The sequence below is a fragment of the Mesorhizobium sp. WSM4906 genome (assembly GCF_029674625.1).
Taxonomy (GTDB): domain Bacteria; phylum Pseudomonadota; class Alphaproteobacteria; order Rhizobiales; family Rhizobiaceae; genus Mesorhizobium.
The window spans coordinates 6,012,339-6,030,095 of the sequence record NZ_CP121355.1; the positions used below are offsets into that span (position 1 = coordinate 6,012,339).

Consider the following 17,757-nt stretch of genomic DNA (forward strand, 5'->3'; position numbering starts at 1 on the left):
AAATATCGCTTTTCGGTCGCGGTCAACAATGAACTAGATGACAAAGCCCCACGCCAGCCAAGGAATGCAACCATGCCGAAGCATTTCAGGACGATCGACGCCGCTCGCAGACATCTCAGCGCAATCGAAAATTCCGCTATCGACGAATTGCTCGCCGGCAGGATCGGGCGGCGCGAATTTCTGCGCCATGGCAGCGTGCTCGGCCTGTCGCTGCCCTTCCTCGGCGGCATCGCCTCGGCGGTCGGACTTGGCGCCCCTGAAGCGCGCGCCGAGGGCAAGCCGGGCGGCACGGTGCGTGCAGGCGTCGCCGTGCCCGGCGGCGCCATCGACCCGGTGACTTTCTATGACAGCGGCAGCTACCAGCTCGTCTTCCAGACGGCCGAATTCCTGTGCGTGACGCAGCCGGACCTCACGCTGAAACCGGTGCTGGCGGAAGGCTGGTCGCCCAATGCCGACGGCAGCGTCTGGACCTTCAAGCTGCGCAAGGGCGTGAAATTCCACAATGGCGAGGACTTCAAGGCCGACGACGTCGTGGCGACCTTCGACCGGCTCGCCGATCCGAACGGCGCATCCAATGCGCTGTCGGTATTCAAGGGCCTGCTGTCGAAGGGCAGCACGCGCAAGGTCGACGACCACACCGTCGAGTTCCATCTCGATGCGCCGAACGGCAGCTTCCCCTATTCGGTGTCGATCGACAATTACAACGCCGTCATCCTGCCGGCGAGCTACAAGGGCGACTACGAGAGGACCTTTGAAGGCACCGGCCCGTTCCGGCTCGAAAGCTATACGCCGAAGGTCGGCGCGAGCTTCGTGCGCAACCCCGACTACTGGGGCGAGAAGGCGCTGCCCGACCGACTCGAGTTCAAGTTCTACGCCGACGTGCAGCCGCGCATCCTGGCGCTGCAAGCGGGCGAGGTCGACGTGCTCGACGCCATCCCGCTCGACGTCAGCCAGGTGGTGGTCGGCAATCCGGACATCACCGTGCTGCGCGTCGCCTCGACCGCGCATCGCCAGCTCCACATGCGCTGCGATATGGCCCCCTTCACCGACAAGCGGGTGCGTCAGGCGCTGGCCTTGTGCATCGACCGCTCCAAGCTGGTTGACGGGCTCTGCCGCGGCATGGCGGCGACCGGCAATGACAGCCCGTTCGCGCCGGCCTTCCCCGCTACCGACAAGTCGGTGGCGCAGCGCACGCAGGACATCGCCAAGGCCAAGCAGCTGATGGAAGCAGCAGGCCTCGCGAACGGCTTCGACATGACGCTGACGACGCTGCGCTATTCCGACATTCCGGGCTACGCGCAGCTCTTCCAGAACTTCGCCAAGGAGATCGGCGCGCGCATCTCGCTCAACATCGAGGACCAGGACAAATATTACGGCAAGGCGGTGTTCGGCCAGTCGGACTGGCTGGATAGCCCGCTCGGCATCACCGACTACGCGCATCGCAGCGTGCCGAATGTGTTCCTGAAAAGCCCGCTGGTCAGCGACGGCCCCTGGAACGCGGCGCATTTCAAGAACACCGCCTATGACGGGCTGGTCACCGGCTATCTCAAGGCGCTCGATCTCGATTCACAGCGCAAGGCCGCGTCCGATATCCAAAAGCTGCTGCTCGACGAGACGCCGGTGATCTTCAGCTATTTCCCGGACCTCTTGGTGCCGGTGCGCAAGAATGTCGGCGGCCTGCCGCCGATCGCCGCCGGCCTGCTGCTCGACCGGGTATCGATAGGCTGATCATGATCGCGCGCAAGAGCTTGGCCGCGAACGACGAGGAAAGGACGACGACCATTCGCAAGCCTCATTTGCGCGGCCGCGGGCCGCATTTCCCGCTGCTTGACAGTATCGTGCAATATGAGTTCGAACCGGGCTATGTCGCCTTCACCATGCCCTCGCCCAAGCGGCTGCGCGTGCAGGTTGGGCCGATGATCGTCGCCGACACCACCAAAGGGCTGGTGTTTTATGAGAGCGACCATCTGCCGGTCTACTACTTCCCGATGAGCGACGTGCGCGAGGAGTTTCTGCTGCCGAGCAGGACGACGACGGAGGACCCATTCAAAGGCACCGCGACGCATTATTCGCTGAACACCGGCATCACGCTGGTCGAGGATGGCGCCTGGCGTTATCTCGATCCGGTCAAGGGCTGCCCGCCGATTGCGGACTACATATCCTTCTACTGGCCGAAGATGACGCATTGGTGGGAGGAGGACGAAGAGATCTTCGTCCATGCCCGCGACCCGTTCCGGCGCGTCGACTGCCTGCCCTCCTCGCGGCGCGTGCAGGTGATCCTCGACGGCGAGCAGGTCGCCGACTCACGGCGCGGCGTGTTCCTGTTCGAGACCGGACACCCGGTGCGCCATTATCTGCCGATCTCGGATACAAGGCTCGATATGTTCACGCCCAGCCGCTACATCTCGCGCTGCCCCTACAAGGGCATCTCCAACTACTACCATGTGACGACGCCAAAGAAGCGGCACGAGAACCTCGTCTGGTATTATCCCGAGCCGGTGCACGAGGCCGAGCGCATCAAGGGGCTGGTGTGTTTTCATCACGAGCTGGTCGACAAGATTCTCGTCGACGGGGTGGAGATCCCGAAAGAGGCTACGGCCGCTTCGGATGGCTATTTTTGAGTCCTATTTAGCGTCCGCAGCATTCCTTCGCGCCCCCCTCTGTCCTGCCGGACATCTCCCCCACTTGGAGGTGAGATTGGCAGCTTGGGCGCTCCGCCCCTTCCTGCGCATCGAAAGGTAGCGAAAGCTGCCGCGACAGCCGATCTCCCCCTTGTGGGTCCTTGTGGGGGAGATGTCCGGCGGGACCGAGGGGGCGCTGTCCCCGCCGACATCGAAGTGATTTCCCCCGGGCAGGACTCAAATGGCGGGTTGAAATATTTTTCAAATAGAAATAGGAATGTTCAAACGATGATCGCGGCGCGGCGGCGCGCCAATGAGTGGAGGAAGCGACATGTCCCATCCGCAATTCGCAGCGGAACTCCTGCAGCGTGCTGAGAAACAAGGGCCGATCACGATCGGTCTCGCCGGCGCCGGGCAGATGGGAACGGACATCGTCGTTCAGGTAGCACTTATGCCCGGCATGCGCATCGGCGCCATTTCGGAAGTCCGGCCACAGGCGGCGATCGAAGCGGCACTTCTTGCCGGCCATGACCGCTCCGACATCGTGCAGGCAAGCAACGCGGCGGCCATCGACCGCGCCATCGAGGCCGGCAAGATCGCCGTCACCGAGGACCTGCATGCGCTCGCCGCCGCCGGCCGCATCGACGTCATCATCGACGCCACCGGCAATCCCAATATCGGCACGCTGTTCGCGCTCGAAGTGATGAAGAACGGCAAGCATATCGTCATGCTCAATGTCGAGGCCGACATCACTATAGGCCGCTTCCTGAAGGAAGAGGCGCGCAAGGCCGGCGTCGTCTACACCGGTGCTGCCGGCGACGAGCCGGCTTGCACGCTGGAGATCATCGGCTTTGCCAAGAGCCTCGGCTTCAATATCGTTGCCGCCGGCAAGGGCAAGAACAATCCGCTGAACATCGACGCGGTGCCGGCCGACTACGAGAAGGAAGCGGCCGAGCGCAACATGAATGCGCGCATGCTGGTCGAGTTCGTCGACGGCTCGAAGACGGCGATCGAGATGGTGGCCATCGCCAACGCCACCGGCCTGGTGCCCGACGTGCCGGGCATGCATGGCCCGACGGCGACGCTGGAGGAACTGGCCAGCGTGCTCTGCCCGCGCGAGGACGGCGGCGTGCTGCACCGCAAGGGCGTGGTCGACTATTCGATCGGCAAGGGTGTCGCGCCCGGCGTGTTCTGCATCATCGAAACCAAGCATCCGCGGGTCCTGGAGCGCATGATCGACCTCAAGGTCGGCAAGGGCCCCTATTTCACGATCTTCCGTCCCTATCATCTCACCAGCCTCGAGGTCCCGCTGTCGGCGGCGCGCGCCGTGGTCTACAAGCGCGCCGACATGGAGCCTCTCGACCATCCGGTGGCGGAGGCGGTGGCGGTCGCCAAGACCAATCTCGGCACCGGGCAGTCGCTCGGCATGATCGGCGAGAACGACTATCGCGGCTTCGCCATGACCTGGGAAGACGCGCGCGCCAAGGGCGTGTTGCCGATCGGGCTTGCAGAACGCGCCAAGGTGGTGAAGCCGATCAAAGCCGGCGACTTCCTGACCTATGAAAATTGTGTACCCGACGATTCGATGGTGATAACCCAGATCCGCCGTCGTCTCGACCAGTCGGACGGGCGGTTCGTAACCAACGCGGCCTAAACTGACCTTCCGGATCCCCGCTTGATGGACGATGTCGTAATCGGGATCGACGCCTCGACGACGGCCGTGAAGGCGATCGCTTTCGCGCGCGACGGCGCGGAATTCTTCCAGGCACGCGAGACCTACCCGCTGTCCAATCCGGCGCCCGGCCATTTCGAGCAGGACGCCGAGCATTGGTGGACAGCGCTGCTGTCGGCGCTGAAGCAGGTCGCCGCCAAGGTCGGCGCGGCGCGGGTCAAGGCGATCGCGATCGCTCACCAGCGCGAGACCTTCACGCTGATCGACAGCGCCGGCAAGCCGCTTATCCCCGCCATATTGTGGCTCGACGAACGCGCCCGCCGCCAGGTGGCGCGGCTTTCGGAGGAGCTCGGCCGCGAGGCGATCCGCGACTGGAGCGGCAAGCCGCCGGACCCGACGCCGGCGCTCTACGCCCTTGCCTGGCTGATGGAGCACAAGCCGCAGGCGCTCGCCAATGCGGCAGCGCTTGTCGACGTACACGCCTTCTTCGTCCATCGGCTGACCGGGCGCCTCGTCACCAGCACGGCAAGTGCCGATCCGCTCGGCCTGCTCGACATCGCGTACGGCGCCTGGCATCCGCGGCTGGTCGAAGCGGCAGGCCTGCGTGCGGAGCAATTGCCGGAACTGACAGCGCCAGGCGCGGTCTGCGGCACGCTTTCCGAAAGCATGGCATCGACGACCGGTCTGGAGGCCGGCACGCCGGTCGTGGCGGGTGCTGGCGACGGCCAGGCGATGGGCCTCGGCATGGGGGTTTACGGTCCCGGCAAAAGCTATCTCTCGCTCGGTTCCGGCGTCGTCAGCGGAAACTATTCCGGCACGGTGACGACATCGGACGCGTTCCGCACGCTGGTTTCGCCGACCGGCTCGGGCTTCATGCTGGAAACCGTGCTGCGCTCCGGCATGCAGTTGGTCGACTGGATCGTGCGCACCACCGGCGCGCCTTCGGCGGCCGTGCTCGAAAAGGCGGCGATGACCGTTGCCCCCGGCAGCGACGGCCTGCTCGTCATGCCCTATTGGGCCGGTGTCATGAGCCCCTATTGGGACGGTGCCGCGCGCGGCGCGATCGTCGGCCTGTCGCTCGACCACGAGCCGAAGCACCTCTTCCGCGCGGTGCTGGAAGGCATCGCGCTGGAACAGGCCATCGCCACCGACGCGATGGAAGAGCAGACCGGCAAGGCCGGCGCGATGGTCGCGGCAGGCGGCGGCACCAACTCCACGCTGCTGATGCAGATCATGGCGAGCGTGCTCGAGCGGCCGCTCTTCATCTCGCCGGTCAACGAGGCGGCGGCGCTGGGCGCCGCCATGCTGGCGGCCTCGGCGATCGGCTGGTTCGCCTCGCCGGAAGACGCGGCAAAGGCGATGGCGGCACAACCGGCAAGACAGGTCGATCCGGTCGAGGCGCTGGTGCCTGCCTACCGCGCGCGCAAGGCGATCTACCGCGACCTCTATCACGCGACGCGCGACATCCACGCTAGGCTCGGCGAGGTCGCGGAAGGCTAACGACTAAGCAGCCCCTTGGCCGCGTCCTCATCGGTGATCAGCACCGAGACCGCCGCATTGGCGAGCGCAGCGCGCATGACGGCGATCTTCTCCTGTCCGCCCGACACCAGGATGGTGGTCGGAATGTCGGAAAGGTCCTGCAGCGGATAGGCGCAGACGCGGCGATTGACCTCATGGTCGACGATGCGGCCCTCGGCGTCTATGAAGTGGCAGAGGATGTCGCCAACCGCGCCAGCCGCCTGCAATTCCTCGAGCTCGCTCGGCTTGATGAAGCCGTAATTGGCGATCGGGCTGTCGCTGGAGAAGGAACCGACGCTGAGCACGGCGATGTTGGCGCGCCGCGCCCGGAAGACGACGTCCTGGACGCTGCGCTGGCTCATGAAGGCATCGCGCTGCTCCGGCCTGTCGGCATAGACCGGCACCGGCAAAAGGTAGCATTCGGCGCCGATCTTTTCGGCGAATTCCCAGGCGCTCTCGGTCGGGTTGAGCGGCTGCGCGTGTGTGAGGCCGCCGAGCATCGAGACCACCGTGGTCCTGGCGATCGGTCGCCTGGGCAGTTCGTTGATGGCGAATTTCAGAGTGCGGCCCCAGCCCAGCGCAATGACGTCGCCGGGATTGACGTTGTCGGCCAGATAGGCGGCGGCGGCGTGGCCGATCATCAGTGGCGCATTGCTGCGATCGGCGGCCGACGGCACGACCACGGCCTGGCTGAGACCGAAGCGCTGCTTCAGGCTTTCCTCCAGTTGCACACATTCGACGACGCTGTCGCGGATGCGGAACTGGACCACGCCTTCCTCACGCGCGGCCGACAGGATGCGATGCACCTTGATGCGACCGATGCCGAGAATCTCCGAGATCCGCTCCTGCGTCAGGCCCTCGACATAATAATGCCAGGCGGCGCGGGCCTTGAGCTCGGCATCCGGAAAGCGCGAAGCCTTCTCGTTCTCGATCACCGCCATCCTTATGCCTCCCGGGTGCGCTCGACTTTCCCTATGACAAACCGTCGGTCCGCGCAAACCGCCGCCGAATGCGTCGCAGCACTTGACAATTTTCTGATGAACGTTTTAGCTGAACAAAATTGCATATCAAAGATAAATTGTTCACAAGGGAGGATGCCTGGTGAACAAGAGCGGACGGCGAGGCACGCCAGCCCGCTGACGGAGGAGACGAAGTGGCCGTGAGCAACGAGACGAGCGAGTTGAAGGCTGGCACCGGCGCCGCGCAGGCCGCTTCCGGTGCGAAGCTTTCGGCGCTGTTTGCCGGAACGATGGGACCGCTGATCGGGCTGGTGCTTTTGTGCCTGGCGCTGGCGCTGACCACCGACACCTTCCTCACCTTTCGCAACATCTTGAACGTGCTCGACCAGGTGACCGTGCTCGGCATCATGGCGATCGGCATGACGCTGGTGATCCTGATCGGCGGCATCGACCTTTCGGTCGGCTCGGTGCTGGCGCTGGCCTCCATGGTGATGGGCTACGTCGCCTACCCCGACTATCTCAATCTCGGCGTCCCGGCAGGCATCGCGGCCGCGCTCGTCGTCGCCGCCCTCTGCGGTCTCGTCTCGGGCCTGCTGGTGACGGTGACGAAACTGCCGCCCTTCATCGCGACGCTCGCCATGATGTCGGTGGCGCGCGGCCTTGCCAACATGATCACCGACGGTTCGCAGATCGTCGGCTTTCCCGACTGGTTCACCAACCTGTCGATCGTGCGCCATTTCGGTTTCCTGTCGGTCACCGTCGGGCTGATGATCGTGCAGGCGATCATCTTCGCCATCTTCCTCAACTATCGCGCCACCGGCCGCAACCTCTACGCCATCGGCGGCAGCGCCGAGGTCGCCCGCCTCTCCGGCATCCCGGTGAAGTCGCTGACCAACTGGGTCTATGCGATCTGCGGACTGCTGGCGGGGCTCGCCGGCATCGTGCTCGCGGCCAGGCTCGATTCGGTGCAGCCAAGCTCGGGCGTCGGCTACGAGCTCGACACGATCGCCGCGGTGGTGATCGGCGGCGCCAGCCTGTCGGGCGGCATCGGCTCGATCGGCGGCACGGCGATCGGCGTGCTGATCATCGGCGTGCTGCGCAACGGGCTCAACCTGCTCGGCGTCTCGCCCTTCATCCAGCAGGTGGTGATCGGCGTTGTGATCGCGCTGGCGGTCGCCACCGATACCTGGCGGCGCCGCACGCAATAGAGATTCGCCCGGATGTCCGGGCGAAACGGATCGGTCGATCCGAGACTGGGACTGTCCGGCCGGGGGCGCCGCGATGCGCAGGCGGACAGATTGAACACCAACGGAGGAAAAACATGCTGACCAAACGTTCACTGCTGCTTGCGGCCGCGGCCATCGTCCCGCTGCTCGGCCTGTCCGACGCCGCCTCGGCCAAGGACGCCAAGAAGCTCGGGCTGGCCGTCGCCAATCTGCAGGCGGACTTCTTCAACCAGATCAAGCAGTCGGTCGAAGCCTACGCCAAGGAGAAGGGCATCGAGGTCATCACCGTCGACGCCAAGGGCGACTCGGCAACGCAGGTCAGCCAGGTGCAGGACCTCGTCACGCAGAACATCGACGCGCTGATCTACATCCCGGCCGGCGCCACCGCAGCCACCGTGCCGACCAAGACCGCGAAGGCCGCCGGCATCCCGGTGGTCAATGTCGACCGCAACGCCGACGGCGCGCCCGGCGACACCTTCATCGCCACCGACAGCGTCAACTCCGCCAAGGGCGTGTGCGACTACATTGCCAAGCAGGCCGGCGGCAAGGGCGAGATGGTCATCATCCATGGCCAGAAGGGCACGACGCCGGAAGTCGACCGCTCCAAGGGCTGCGGCGAAGCGCTGAAGGCCTATCCGGACATCAAGGTGGTCGGCGAGCTCTGGAGCGACCAATGGCATCAGGACGAAGGTTTCAAGCTGGCGCAGGACCTGCTGCAGGCCCACCCGAACGTCTCGATCATCTTCGGCCAGGCCGATGCGTTGGCGTTGGGCGCCGCGCAGGCGGTCAAGGTCGCCAATCCAGACCACAAGGTCTGGATCGCCGGCTTCGACGGCGACGTGGCGGCATTGAAGGCGCTGAAGGATGGCGTGTTCGACGTAACCGCGACGCAGCAGACGCAGGGCATGGGCCGGCTCGCCGTCGATTCGGCGGTCAAGCTCGTGGCCGGCGACAAGCTGCCCGCCGACCAGCTGCAGGACGCGACGCTGACCACCAAGGACAATGTCGCACAGTTCATCGAGAAGCATCCCTGAGGGCTAGCTAGCCGAGACCTGAAGAGCGCCACGATGTCCCTTGATCCCCACAATGGCGGAAGCCCGCATAACGGGCTCTTCGTCAACGGACTCTGCAAAAGCTACGGACCGGTGCAGGTCCTGGCCGATGCGAGCTTCGAGGTGCGGCCGGGCGAAGTCGTGGCGCTGCTCGGCGAGAACGGCGCCGGCAAGTCGACGGTGTCCAACATCATCGCCGGCTCGACCAGGCCCGATGCCGGTACCATCATCTGGCGGGGGAAGCCCTATTCCCCCGCCAATCCCGCCGCTGCCATCGAGGCCGGGGTCGGCATGATCCATCAGGAACTGAAGCTGCTGCCGGACCTGTCGGTGGCGGAGAACGTCTATGTCGGGCGCCTGCCGATGCGCGGCGGCCGCATCGACCGCGCGACCATGAACGCCAAGGCCTCGACGCAGTTGAAGCGCCTCGGCCTCGACGTCTCGCCCGAGCGCAAGGTGCGCACGCTGCGCGTCGCCGCCCAACAGCAGGTCGAGATCGCCAAGGCGCTGACGCTGAACGCGGAGCTTTTGATCCTCGACGAGCCGACCGCGGCCCTCGGCGGCGAGGAGACGGAGCTGCTGTTCAAGCAGATCCGCAAGCTCAAGGCCGAAGGCATGTCCTTCATCTATATCAGCCACCGCCTCGACGAGATCGCGCAGATCGCCGACCGCGTGGTGGTGATGCGCGACGGCCGCATCGTCGCCCGGCACGAGCGCGCCGATATCCCGGTGCGCACCGTGGTGGAACAGATGGTCGGGCGCAGCGTCGAGCGCATGTTCCCGAAGCTCTCGCCACCCGGCGACAAGACATTGCTCGAGGTCGAGAACCTGTCGTCGCCGGAGCGCAGCTTCAACAACGTTTCCTTCGCGGTGAAATCAGGCGAGATTCTCGGCATTGCCGGGCTCATCGGCGCCGGCCGCACGGAGCTGGTGCGGGCGATCGCCGGCGCCGATCCGATCTCGTCCGGCTCGGTGCGCGTCGCCGGCCAGCCGATCCATCTCAGCGGCCCGGCGGCCGCGATCAAGGCCGGCGTCGTACTGGTGCCGGAGGACCGCAAGGCGCAAGGCGTCGTGCTGGAACAGACGATCGGCGAGAACCTCGCTATCGGCAATTTCGACCATGTCGCGCCGAAGGGCTGGGTGTTTCCGAAGGCGGTGCAGAGGTTCGCCGAGGCCGGTATCTCCAGGCTTGGCGTCAAGGGACGGCCGAACCAGGCAGTCGGCAAGCTTTCGGGTGGCAACCAGCAGAAGGTGATCATCGCCAAATGGGTGTCGCGGCCGCCCAAGGTGTTCATCCTCGACGAGCCGACGCGCGGCATCGACGTCGGCGCGCGCGCGGCGATCTACGACGTCATCGCCGACCTCGCCCGCTCGGGCATGGCGGTGGTGGTGGTGAGCTCGGACCTCGAGGAAGTGCTGGGACTCTCGCACCGCGTGCTTGTGCTGAGCCGCGGCCGCCAGCGCGGCATCCTCGATCGCGACGAAGCAAGCAATGTCGCCGTCATGGAGCTCGCCACGAGCTGAGGCACGAGAAAAAGCAGCCCGCGGAATCGGAACAAAGCGCATCAGGTGATACCCTCCCAAGCACCGGACCGCGCGGGGCGCCAACAAAGAGTTGGCGCCCTTTGTTCCGGGAGAGCAGGGAGGAGAGGAACCAATGACCAAACTTTTCGATCTTCATGGCGACGTGGCGCTGGTGACCGGCGCCGGCAGCGGCATCGGCCAGGCGATCGCCATCGGGCTCGCGGAAGCCGGCGCCGACGTCGCCTGTTTCGGCCATAGCTCGAAGGGCGGACTGGAAGAGACGGCCGCCAAAATCAGGGCGCTCGGCCGCAAGGCACTGGTGCTGACCGGCACGGTGACGTCCGAAAACGACCTGTCGGCCGCGATCGACCGCACGGAAAAGGAACTCGGCGCGCTGACGATCGCCGTCAACAATGCCGGCGTCGCGGGGGCCGACTCGGCCGAGACGCTGCCGATGGAAAAATGGCAGAAGATCTACGACGTCAATGTCAGCGGCGTCTTTCTCTCGTGCCAGGCCGAGGCGCGCGTCATGCTGCCGCGCCGCAAGGGCTCGATCATCAACATCGCCTCGATGTCCGGCTCGATCGTCAATCGCGGCCTGACGCAGGCGCACTACAATTCCTCCAAGGCGGCGGTGATCCACATGTCGAAGAGCCTCGCCATGGAGTGGGCCGATCGCGGTCTGCGCGTCAACGTGGTGAGTCCGGGCTACACGCTGACGCCGATGAACAAGCGGCCGGAGGTCGCCGAGCAGATCAAGATCTTCGAGCGCGACACGCCGATGGGCCGCATGGCGACGCCCGAGGAGATGATCGGACCGACGGTGTTCCTGGCGAGCCGCGCCGCAAGTTTCGTCACCGGCATCGACCTGATCGTCGATGGCGGCTTCGTCTGCTGGTAGGAGAGAAAATGCAGAAGCGTTTTGAAGGAAAGACGGCGGTCGTCACGGGGGCCAGCGGCGGCATCGGCGCGGCCATGGCGAGACGCTTCGCGGCGGAAGGCGCGGCGGTCGTGGTCAGCGCCATCGATGCGCGCGTCGACGAGGTCGCGGCGAGCCTGAAGACGTCGGGCGCCAAGGTCGCCTCGATGCGCATGGACGTGACCAAGAAGGACGAGGTGGCGGCACTCTACGATCTCGCCGAAAAGGAGTTCGGCCGCGTCGACATCTCGGTGCAGAACGCCGGCGTCATCACGATCGCGAAAATCGAGGCGATGACGGAGGCCGAGTGGGACAAGGTGATGGCGGTGAACACCAAAGGCGTGTTCCTGTGCTGCCAGGAAGCGATCGCGCGCATGCGCAAGCACGGCCAAGGCGGCCGGCTGGTCAACACGGCGTCCGGCCAGGCGCGGCAGGGTTTCATCTACACGCCGCATTACGCCGCCTCGAAGTTCGGCGTCGTCGGCATCACCCAGAGCCTCGCCAAGGAAGTGGCCAAGGAAAAGATCACCGTCAACGCCATCTGCCCCGGCATCATCGACACCGACATGTGGGCCTATAACGACACCGCCTGGGGCAAGCTGCTCGGCGACTACAAGCCGGGCGAGCTGATGGCGGAATGGGTGAAGAACATCCCGATGGGACGCGCCGGCAGCGGTGAGGACGTCTCGGGCCTGGTCAGCTTCCTCGCCAGCGACGACGCGGCCTATATCACCGGACAGACGATCAATGTCGACGGCGGCCTGATCATGTCGTGAGGGGCCACGGCCTATCTCGGTTGGCGGCAAACTCTTATGGGCGGCCGCCGACGGTGCCAATACGCTGCCTGACATTAATGGGCTTTGCATCGCATCGAATTCGCTGAAAGATAACCTCTCCATTCCCTTCGTCGCTCGCACATAAGTGTGCGGACTCCTCTTGCCGATCGCACATGCATGTGCGATCTTTGTCTTGGGGAAAAGGGGGGAGGAATGAAACGCGATGCCTTTATCCGTGAGCTTCGCGCCCTTGCCAAGCAACAGGGCAAAGCCTTTGAAGTTTTCACCAACAAGGGGAAGGGATCGCATTATCGCGTGAAGTTCGGGGACAAGATCACGACGATCCAATCCGGCGAACTGACAAATTTGAGAGTACGGACCATTCGGAAGCAGCTGGAGATCGACTGATCGCTTGACCTTTAGTGTCCCAAGAAAACAAGCAATAGCGATAAAAACACACAAGGAATTTGGAGAACTCTCGTGACCAAGACCTATCAGTATCAGGCGAGATTCGAGCCTGACCCCGAAGGCGGGTTTCTGGTTACCTTTCCAGATGTGCCCGAAGCAATTACCGGCGGCGCTGACGAAGCAGAGGCGCGCGCCAACGCGACCGAGGCGCTCGGCCTTGCGCTGCGCGGCATCCTGCAGCTCGGGCGGACGCTTCCTCAACCAGCTGCGAAAGGACGCGGCCTGGTGCCTGTCGCCATCGATCCCGAGACGGCCTTCAAGCTGGCGGTAGTAGAGGCCTTCGCCACTGCCGGCATTTCCAAGTCGGAACTCGCTCGGCGCCTCGGCAGGGGCGAGACGGAGGCGCGTCGTATCCTCGACCCGGACCACTCGACGGGCTTGCCGCTGATGAAAGCGGCGCTCGCCGTGCTCGGCAAGCAAGCTGTCGTGTCGATCATGGACGCGGCTTGACGTCCGCACAATGACCGCGCCGGCCGATTTTCGTTGCCGGACCCGTGACGTAAGAATGGCTTGCAGCCACGATTGCGCTCCTGTATCGCCAGCGAATATGTTCACCTAGAGTGAAATAAATCCGCATTTTTGGCTGGGGGGCGACATGGCGAAGAAGAATTCCAACACCAAGCCTGCCGGCCTGACTGGCAAAGGGAAGTCTCTTCCCAAAAACGTCTCGGCCGACGGGCGCACGGTCCGCGCGCAGCTCACGCAGAACCCGCATGCGATCCGCGACACGCGCGAGAAAGTGCTGGAGGTGGCGATCGGACATGAGGTGCGCGCCTTCCGCAAGAAGCTCGGCATCACGGTCGCCGATCTCGCCGCCGCTACCGACATCTCGCTCGGCATGCTGTCGAAGATCGAGAACGGCATCACCTCGCCATCGCTGACCACGCTGCAAGCGCTGTCGCGGGCGCTCGGCGTGCCGGTCACCGCCTTCTTCCGCCGCTTCGAGGAGGAACGCGCCGCCGTCTTCGTCAAGGCCGGCGAAGGTGTCGACGTCGAGCGCCGCGGCACGCGCGCCGGTCACCAGTACAATCTGCTCGGCCATATCGGCGCAAACACCAGCGGCGTCGTCGTCGAACCCTATCTGATCACGCTGACCGAGGATTCGGACGTGTTCCCGACCTTCCAGCATGCGGGCATGGAGTTCCTCTACATGCTCGAGGGCGAGGTCGTGTACCGGCATGGCAGCCACCTCTATCCGATGAAGCCGGGCGACAGCCTGTTCTTCGACGCCGACGCGCCGCATGGGCCGGAAGAACTGACACAGCTACCGATGCGCTATCTCTCGATCATCTGCTATCCGCAGAACAGCACGAGCTGACCTGCCGACAAGCCAGGCACAGGCTGCCACCGCTCGATCCGCATCTTGCCGCCCGCCATGGCGATGCATCTGCGTCGGCTTTTGCCGGCCGGTGCCAGCGCGCCGCCAGCTTGTGGTAATTTCCTGCAGGCAAACAGTTTTTATCCACAGGCAAAGCGGCGAACCGGCACCAAACGGTTCACCGAACGCAAAACCGGCTTGACAACGTCGCGGTTCGGGCGGAATTTATGAAAAAAATTTCACTCTGTTGAAAGAGTGGACACCCGGCCGCTTCGGGGCCGGGCGTCGAGAAAAGGGGAAAAACCGATGTCCGACCTGCAGCAGCGCATCGAAGCGCTGTACCGTTCCGACGTGCGCGGATCCGTGCTCCTGATCGTCTGCCTATGGGCGACGATCCTCTTCGTCCTCCTGATGACCTGGGCCTACATCCCAGACAGCGGGATCAAGCTCGTGGTGGTGATCGCGGCCGCCGCGGTGCTGATCTTCAACACCGCCGCCATCCTGGCGATGCTCAACCACTACAAGGAAGACAAGGATTTCATCTACGGCCTCGACATCAAGAACGCCGACGCGTTCCGCAACCGCCAGTCCTGAAGGGAGAAACCATGTCCCGCTATATCCCGCCGGAGCAGAACAAGGCCGGTCAGATCTTCGACATCGCCGTCGTCGTGGTCGCCATCTTCGTGGCGCTGTGGCTGCCGCTGAAACTCGGCCTCGCCGGCGCGGCCAAGTCGATCGATGCGCTCGACACCAAGACCTGGGACGCGCTCGGCCAGAACGCGACCATGGCCGCGGTCTGGGAAAAGCTCGGCTACACGCCGGAGACGGCGCATGACGTCATCCGCAACCATTTCCACTACATCATCGACTGGCCGACGCTGATCATCATGGCGATCGTGCTGATCGCCTATTTCGTCTTCCTGTTCCGCGCCTCCGATCGCGAATATCGCGAGGTGATCAACGAAAAATTCGACGACATGTAATTCGGGGACACGATCATGTGGATGACAGTCTCTTACGCATGCTGGGGCATCTCGATCCTGCTCGCGCTGTGGATGCTCTACGACTGGTTCAAGGTCGACACGACCTATTCCGAGGATGTGCTGACCTCCTCGCGCGAAGGCGAGCTTGAAGCCGTCTCCGAGAAGCACCGGATCTGAGTGGAGCCTCACCAATGACAGTCGCGGTTGAAACGAGAGAAACGGTAATCCACGGCGACCGGGTCTCGCTGCTTCGCGTGCTCGGCCCCGCCCATGTCTGGGCGCTCGGCGTCGGCATCGTGCTTGTCGGCGAGTTCACCGGCTGGAACTTCGCCGCCGACAAGGGCGGCGCGCTGGCCGCGCTGATCGTCTGCTGGATCGTCGGCCTGCTCTACACGTCGGTCGCCATGATAGACTCCGAGGTGACCTCCACCGTCGCCGCCGCCGGCGGCCAGTACGCGCAGGCCAAGCACATCGTCGGGCCGCTGATGGCCTTCAACGTCGCGCTGTTCCTGGTCTTCGCCTACACCATGCTCGAAGTGTCGGACGCCATCCTGCTCGGCGATACCATCGTCGCCAAGGCGGGCGTCGAGGGACTGACGCACAATTCCTTCATCGCCGCGACCATCGTGGTGTTGGCATGGCTCAACTATCGCGGCGTGCTGATGACGCTCAACGTCAACTTCATCATCACCGCGATCGCCTATATCTCGATCGTCGTCCTGTTTTTCTCGGTGAGCCCGTGGACGCAAGGTGCGGTGCTGAAGCTCAACGAGCTGGTCACGCCCGGCAACGCGCTGCCCTATGGCTGGATCGGCGTGATCGCCGCCTTCCAGTTCGGCATCTGGTATTATCTCGGCATCGAAGGCACCACGCAGGCGGCCGAGGAAGTGCGCTCGCCGGCGCGCTCCCTGCCCTACGGCACGATGGCCGGCATGATCACGCTTCTGATCGCCGCGGCCATGACCTGGTATGTCTGCGCCTCGCTGATGCCGTGGGAATATCTCGGCATCACCTACTATCCGCTGTGGGACGCCGGCAAGCTGACAGGCAGCCCACTGCTCGAGAACCTGCTGTTCATCGCGACGCTGCTTGCGGCACTTGCTTCCGCCAATGGCTGCATCAACGACGCGGCGCGCGCCTGGTTCTCGCTCGGCCGCGACCGCTATCTGCCGAGCTGGTTCTCGGCCGTGCATCCGAAATACCGCACGCCCTACCGCTCGATCCTGTTCCTGCTGCCGATCGCGCTGGCCTTCGCCTTCATCGCCGACCTCAACCAGGCGATCACCTTCTCGATCCTGTCGGGCGTGCTGCAGTACACCTTCATGAGCATCAACATCATGATGTTCCGCAAGAAGTGGCCGCTAGGCTCGATCCGCCGCGGCTACACGCATCCCTTCCATCCGCTGCCGGCGATCGTCTTGTTCTGCCTGTGCGTGGTGACCTTCTTCGCCATCTTCCTCGGCTTCGGCTCGCAGCTTATCGCGATGACCATCTTCTATTTCCTGATCTCGCTGTGGTTCCACTTCTACCGCTACAAGTTCGTGCGCCGCGGCGACCAGTTCACCATGCCGTGGCCGAGGCCGCAGGGCTATTGAACGGAAAAAACCCGCCGCCCCGGCGGCGGGTTTTTGGCGTGTCGAGATGTCCGAGTTGATGTCAGTCTTGCTTACCGGAGCGATCGCGCTTGCCGTCGTCCTCCACCTCGTCTGGCTTGCGCGCGCCAGCCGCAACAAGGCCTGGGCCGCGCTCGCCGCCGACGCGGCCGCCGTCCGCGCGGTCATCCCCGATGCCATCGACGTCTCCGACGGCACGGCCGGCGTCGCCACCTGGGCCGGTTCCTGGAACGGCGAACGCGCGCAGGTGCGCACCATCGTCGACACGCTCGCCGCCCGAAAGCTTCCGACGCGCTGGCTGAGCGTGACGATCACCGAACCGGTCGCGGTGCCGGGCGTTTTCGACATGATGATGCGGCCGGGATCGCCGACGACCTTCTCCAATTTCGATCATCTCGAGCACACGCTGCCGAAGGTAACAGCGTTCCCCGCCGAAGCAGTGCTCAGGACCGATCGCCGCGGCGTCGCTTTCCCGCAGGACTTGATCGCCGCGCATTCCGGGATCTTCGCCGAAAGCCGCGCCAAGGAACTGCTGATCACGCCGAAGGGCGTGCGCATCGTCTGGCTGCTGGCGCAGGCCGACCGGGCGCGTTACGGCGTGTTCCGCCAAGCCGCATTCGGCGACGCGAGGCTCGATCCGGCATTGCTCGAAGAACTGCTTGCGACCGCATCCTCGCTTCGCCATGCGATCAACAAGCGCGAAAGGCAGGCCGCATGACCGACGCCACCAATCCCGCCACCCGGCCTTCGAATCCCTATCTGGTGCTGGCCTCGGCGATCGTCCTGCCGGGTAGCGGGCATGTCATGCTCGGCTTGCCGGCGCGCGGCCTGCAGTTCCTGTTCTTCATGGTGATCCTCGGCTGGGTCACGACCAAGGTGGCGCCTGCCGACGCCAGCTTCATCGGCCGCCATGCCGGCGGCTTCCTCATCTATGCGCTGTCGATCCTCGATGCCTACAGGATTGCGCGCATCCGCCACGCGATATGGGCCCACAGGAGCAATCCGGACGGCAACGGCACCACAAGCGGCGCGAAAGCGGATATATAATCAGAGGAAAATTTCTTTCATACCATTGAATTCCCCCATATCATTCGGTACATCATCAGGG

At 64.3% G+C, this 17,757-nt stretch carries 19 protein-coding genes; 18 read left to right on the forward strand and 1 reads right to left on the reverse strand.

Annotation, left to right across the window (positions count from 1 at the left end):
* Nucleotides 1–72: 72 nt before the first annotated feature.
* From QAZ22_RS29205 to QAZ22_RS29220, 4 genes are all read left to right on the forward strand, one after another.
* Entirely contained in the window at nt 73–1,728 is a 1,656-nt protein-coding gene (locus QAZ22_RS29205) for an ABC transporter substrate-binding protein (RefSeq protein WP_278204379.1), read from the forward strand.
* A 2-nt stretch (nt 1,729–1,730) separates the two neighbouring features.
* Entirely contained in the window at nt 1,731–2,621 is an 891-nt protein-coding gene (locus QAZ22_RS29210) for a DUF427 domain-containing protein (protein ID WP_278204380.1), read from the forward strand.
* Between the two features lie 331 nt (nt 2,622–2,952).
* A complete protein-coding gene (locus QAZ22_RS29215) occupies nt 2,953–4,275 on the forward strand; it encodes a homoserine dehydrogenase (RefSeq protein WP_278204381.1) in 1,323 nt (440 codons plus the stop codon).
* A 24-nt stretch (nt 4,276–4,299) separates the two neighbouring features.
* A complete protein-coding gene (locus QAZ22_RS29220; RefSeq protein ID WP_278204382.1) occupies nt 4,300–5,793 on the forward strand; it encodes an FGGY family carbohydrate kinase in 1,494 nt (497 codons plus the stop codon).
* On the opposite strand, the gene QAZ22_RS29225 is transcribed toward QAZ22_RS29220, so the two are convergent.
* A complete protein-coding gene (locus tag QAZ22_RS29225; protein WP_278204383.1) occupies nt 5,790–6,752 on the reverse strand; it encodes a sugar-binding transcriptional regulator in 963 nt (320 codons plus the stop codon). The two genes, QAZ22_RS29220 and QAZ22_RS29225, sit on opposite strands and share 4 nt — an antisense overlap.
* Before the next feature lie 308 nt (nt 6,753–7,060).
* Here QAZ22_RS29225 and QAZ22_RS29230 point away from each other — a divergent pair, with 308 nt between their 5' ends.
* The 14 genes from QAZ22_RS29230 (at nt 7,061) to QAZ22_RS29295 (ending at nt 17,696) form a co-directional block, all read left to right on the forward strand.
* Entirely contained in the window at nt 7,061–7,978 is a 918-nt protein-coding gene (locus QAZ22_RS29230; RefSeq protein WP_278207978.1) for an ABC transporter permease, read from the forward strand.
* A 113-nt stretch (nt 7,979–8,091) separates the two neighbouring features.
* Nucleotides 8,092–9,030, forward strand: coding sequence for a sugar ABC transporter substrate-binding protein (locus QAZ22_RS29235; protein WP_278204384.1), 939 nt, complete (start codon nt 8,092–8,094; stop codon nt 9,028–9,030).
* Nucleotides 9,031–9,063: 33 nt separating this feature from the next.
* Nucleotides 9,064–10,572, forward strand: a complete 1,509-nt coding sequence (locus QAZ22_RS29240; RefSeq protein WP_278204385.1) for a sugar ABC transporter ATP-binding protein — start codon at nt 9,064–9,066, stop codon at nt 10,570–10,572.
* 133 nt (nt 10,573–10,705) lie between these two features.
* On the forward strand, nt 10,706–11,473 hold the full coding sequence (locus QAZ22_RS29245) for an SDR family oxidoreductase (RefSeq protein WP_278204386.1): 768 nt from the start codon (nt 10,706–10,708) through the stop codon (nt 11,471–11,473).
* 8 nt (nt 11,474–11,481) lie between these two features.
* Nucleotides 11,482–12,267: a glucose 1-dehydrogenase gene (locus tag QAZ22_RS29250; protein WP_278204387.1), complete on the forward strand. Its 786-nt coding sequence runs from the start codon at nt 11,482–11,484 to the stop codon at nt 12,265–12,267.
* A gap of 213 nt (nt 12,268–12,480) precedes the next feature.
* The gene (locus tag QAZ22_RS29255; protein WP_278204388.1) at nt 12,481–12,675 is read left to right on the forward strand and encodes a hypothetical protein; all 195 of its coding nucleotides are present in this window, start codon (nt 12,481–12,483) and stop codon (nt 12,673–12,675) included.
* A gap of 72 nt (nt 12,676–12,747) precedes the next feature.
* Entirely contained in the window at nt 12,748–13,185 is a 438-nt protein-coding gene (locus tag QAZ22_RS29260; RefSeq protein WP_278204389.1) for a type II toxin-antitoxin system HicB family antitoxin, read from the forward strand.
* Between the two features lie 145 nt (nt 13,186–13,330).
* Entirely contained in the window at nt 13,331–14,053 is a 723-nt protein-coding gene (locus tag QAZ22_RS29265; protein ID WP_278204390.1) for an XRE family transcriptional regulator, read from the forward strand.
* A gap of 306 nt (nt 14,054–14,359) precedes the next feature.
* The gene (locus tag QAZ22_RS29270; RefSeq protein WP_278073420.1) at nt 14,360–14,647 is read left to right on the forward strand and encodes a hypothetical protein; all 288 of its coding nucleotides are present in this window, start codon (nt 14,360–14,362) and stop codon (nt 14,645–14,647) included.
* Nucleotides 14,648–14,658: 11 nt separating this feature from the next.
* On the forward strand, nt 14,659–15,036 hold the full coding sequence (locus QAZ22_RS29275; RefSeq protein ID WP_278204391.1) for a hypothetical protein: 378 nt from the start codon (nt 14,659–14,661) through the stop codon (nt 15,034–15,036).
* Between the two features lie 15 nt (nt 15,037–15,051).
* Nucleotides 15,052–15,213: a hypothetical protein gene (locus QAZ22_RS29280; RefSeq protein WP_278204392.1), complete on the forward strand. Its 162-nt coding sequence runs from the start codon at nt 15,052–15,054 to the stop codon at nt 15,211–15,213.
* A gap of 14 nt (nt 15,214–15,227) precedes the next feature.
* Nucleotides 15,228–16,631 (forward strand): amino acid permease, encoded by a 1,404-nt coding sequence (locus QAZ22_RS29285; RefSeq protein ID WP_278204393.1) that lies wholly within the window; start codon nt 15,228–15,230, stop codon nt 16,629–16,631.
* A 46-nt stretch (nt 16,632–16,677) separates the two neighbouring features.
* Nucleotides 16,678–17,367, forward strand: coding sequence for a hypothetical protein (locus QAZ22_RS29290; protein WP_278204394.1), 690 nt, complete (start codon nt 16,678–16,680; stop codon nt 17,365–17,367).
* The gene (locus tag QAZ22_RS29295; RefSeq protein ID WP_278204395.1) at nt 17,364–17,696 is read left to right on the forward strand and encodes a hypothetical protein; all 333 of its coding nucleotides are present in this window, start codon (nt 17,364–17,366) and stop codon (nt 17,694–17,696) included. The genes QAZ22_RS29290 and QAZ22_RS29295 overlap by 4 nt, the downstream gene beginning before the upstream one ends.
* Nucleotides 17,697–17,757: the final 61 nt, after the last annotated feature.

What these genes read in the sequence shown, in the direction of transcription:
- QAZ22_RS29205 (WP_278204379.1), top strand. Translation starts at nt 73, where the DNA reads ATGCCGAAGCATTTCAGGACGATCGACGCCGCTCGCAGACATCTCAGC.
- QAZ22_RS29210 (WP_278204380.1), top strand. Translation starts at nt 1,731, where the DNA reads ATGATCGCGCGCAAGAGCTTGGCCGCGAACGACGAGGAAAGGACGACG.
- QAZ22_RS29215 (WP_278204381.1), top strand. Translation starts at nt 2,953, where the DNA reads ATGTCCCATCCGCAATTCGCAGCGGAACTCCTGCAGCGTGCTGAGAAA.
- QAZ22_RS29220 (WP_278204382.1), top strand. Translation starts at nt 4,300, where the DNA reads ATGGACGATGTCGTAATCGGGATCGACGCCTCGACGACGGCCGTGAAG.
- QAZ22_RS29225 (WP_278204383.1), bottom strand. Translation starts at nt 6,752, where the DNA reads ATGGCGGTGATCGAGAACGAGAAGGCTTCGCGCTTTCCGGATGCCGAG.
- QAZ22_RS29230 (WP_278207978.1), top strand. Translation starts at nt 7,061, where the DNA reads ATGGGACCGCTGATCGGGCTGGTGCTTTTGTGCCTGGCGCTGGCGCTG.
- QAZ22_RS29235 (WP_278204384.1), top strand. Translation starts at nt 8,092, where the DNA reads ATGCTGACCAAACGTTCACTGCTGCTTGCGGCCGCGGCCATCGTCCCG.
- QAZ22_RS29240 (WP_278204385.1), top strand. Translation starts at nt 9,064, where the DNA reads ATGTCCCTTGATCCCCACAATGGCGGAAGCCCGCATAACGGGCTCTTC.
- QAZ22_RS29245 (WP_278204386.1), top strand. Translation starts at nt 10,706, where the DNA reads ATGACCAAACTTTTCGATCTTCATGGCGACGTGGCGCTGGTGACCGGC.
- QAZ22_RS29250 (WP_278204387.1), top strand. Translation starts at nt 11,482, where the DNA reads ATGCAGAAGCGTTTTGAAGGAAAGACGGCGGTCGTCACGGGGGCCAGC.
- QAZ22_RS29255 (WP_278204388.1), top strand. Translation starts at nt 12,481, where the DNA reads ATGAAACGCGATGCCTTTATCCGTGAGCTTCGCGCCCTTGCCAAGCAA.
- QAZ22_RS29265 (WP_278204390.1), top strand. Translation starts at nt 13,331, where the DNA reads ATGGCGAAGAAGAATTCCAACACCAAGCCTGCCGGCCTGACTGGCAAA.
- QAZ22_RS29270 (WP_278073420.1), top strand. Translation starts at nt 14,360, where the DNA reads ATGTCCGACCTGCAGCAGCGCATCGAAGCGCTGTACCGTTCCGACGTG.
- QAZ22_RS29275 (WP_278204391.1), top strand. Translation starts at nt 14,659, where the DNA reads ATGTCCCGCTATATCCCGCCGGAGCAGAACAAGGCCGGTCAGATCTTC.
- QAZ22_RS29280 (WP_278204392.1), top strand. Translation starts at nt 15,052, where the DNA reads ATGTGGATGACAGTCTCTTACGCATGCTGGGGCATCTCGATCCTGCTC.
- QAZ22_RS29285 (WP_278204393.1), top strand. Translation starts at nt 15,228, where the DNA reads ATGACAGTCGCGGTTGAAACGAGAGAAACGGTAATCCACGGCGACCGG.
- QAZ22_RS29290 (WP_278204394.1), top strand. Translation starts at nt 16,678, where the DNA reads ATGTCCGAGTTGATGTCAGTCTTGCTTACCGGAGCGATCGCGCTTGCC.
- QAZ22_RS29295 (WP_278204395.1), top strand. Translation starts at nt 17,364, where the DNA reads ATGACCGACGCCACCAATCCCGCCACCCGGCCTTCGAATCCCTATCTG.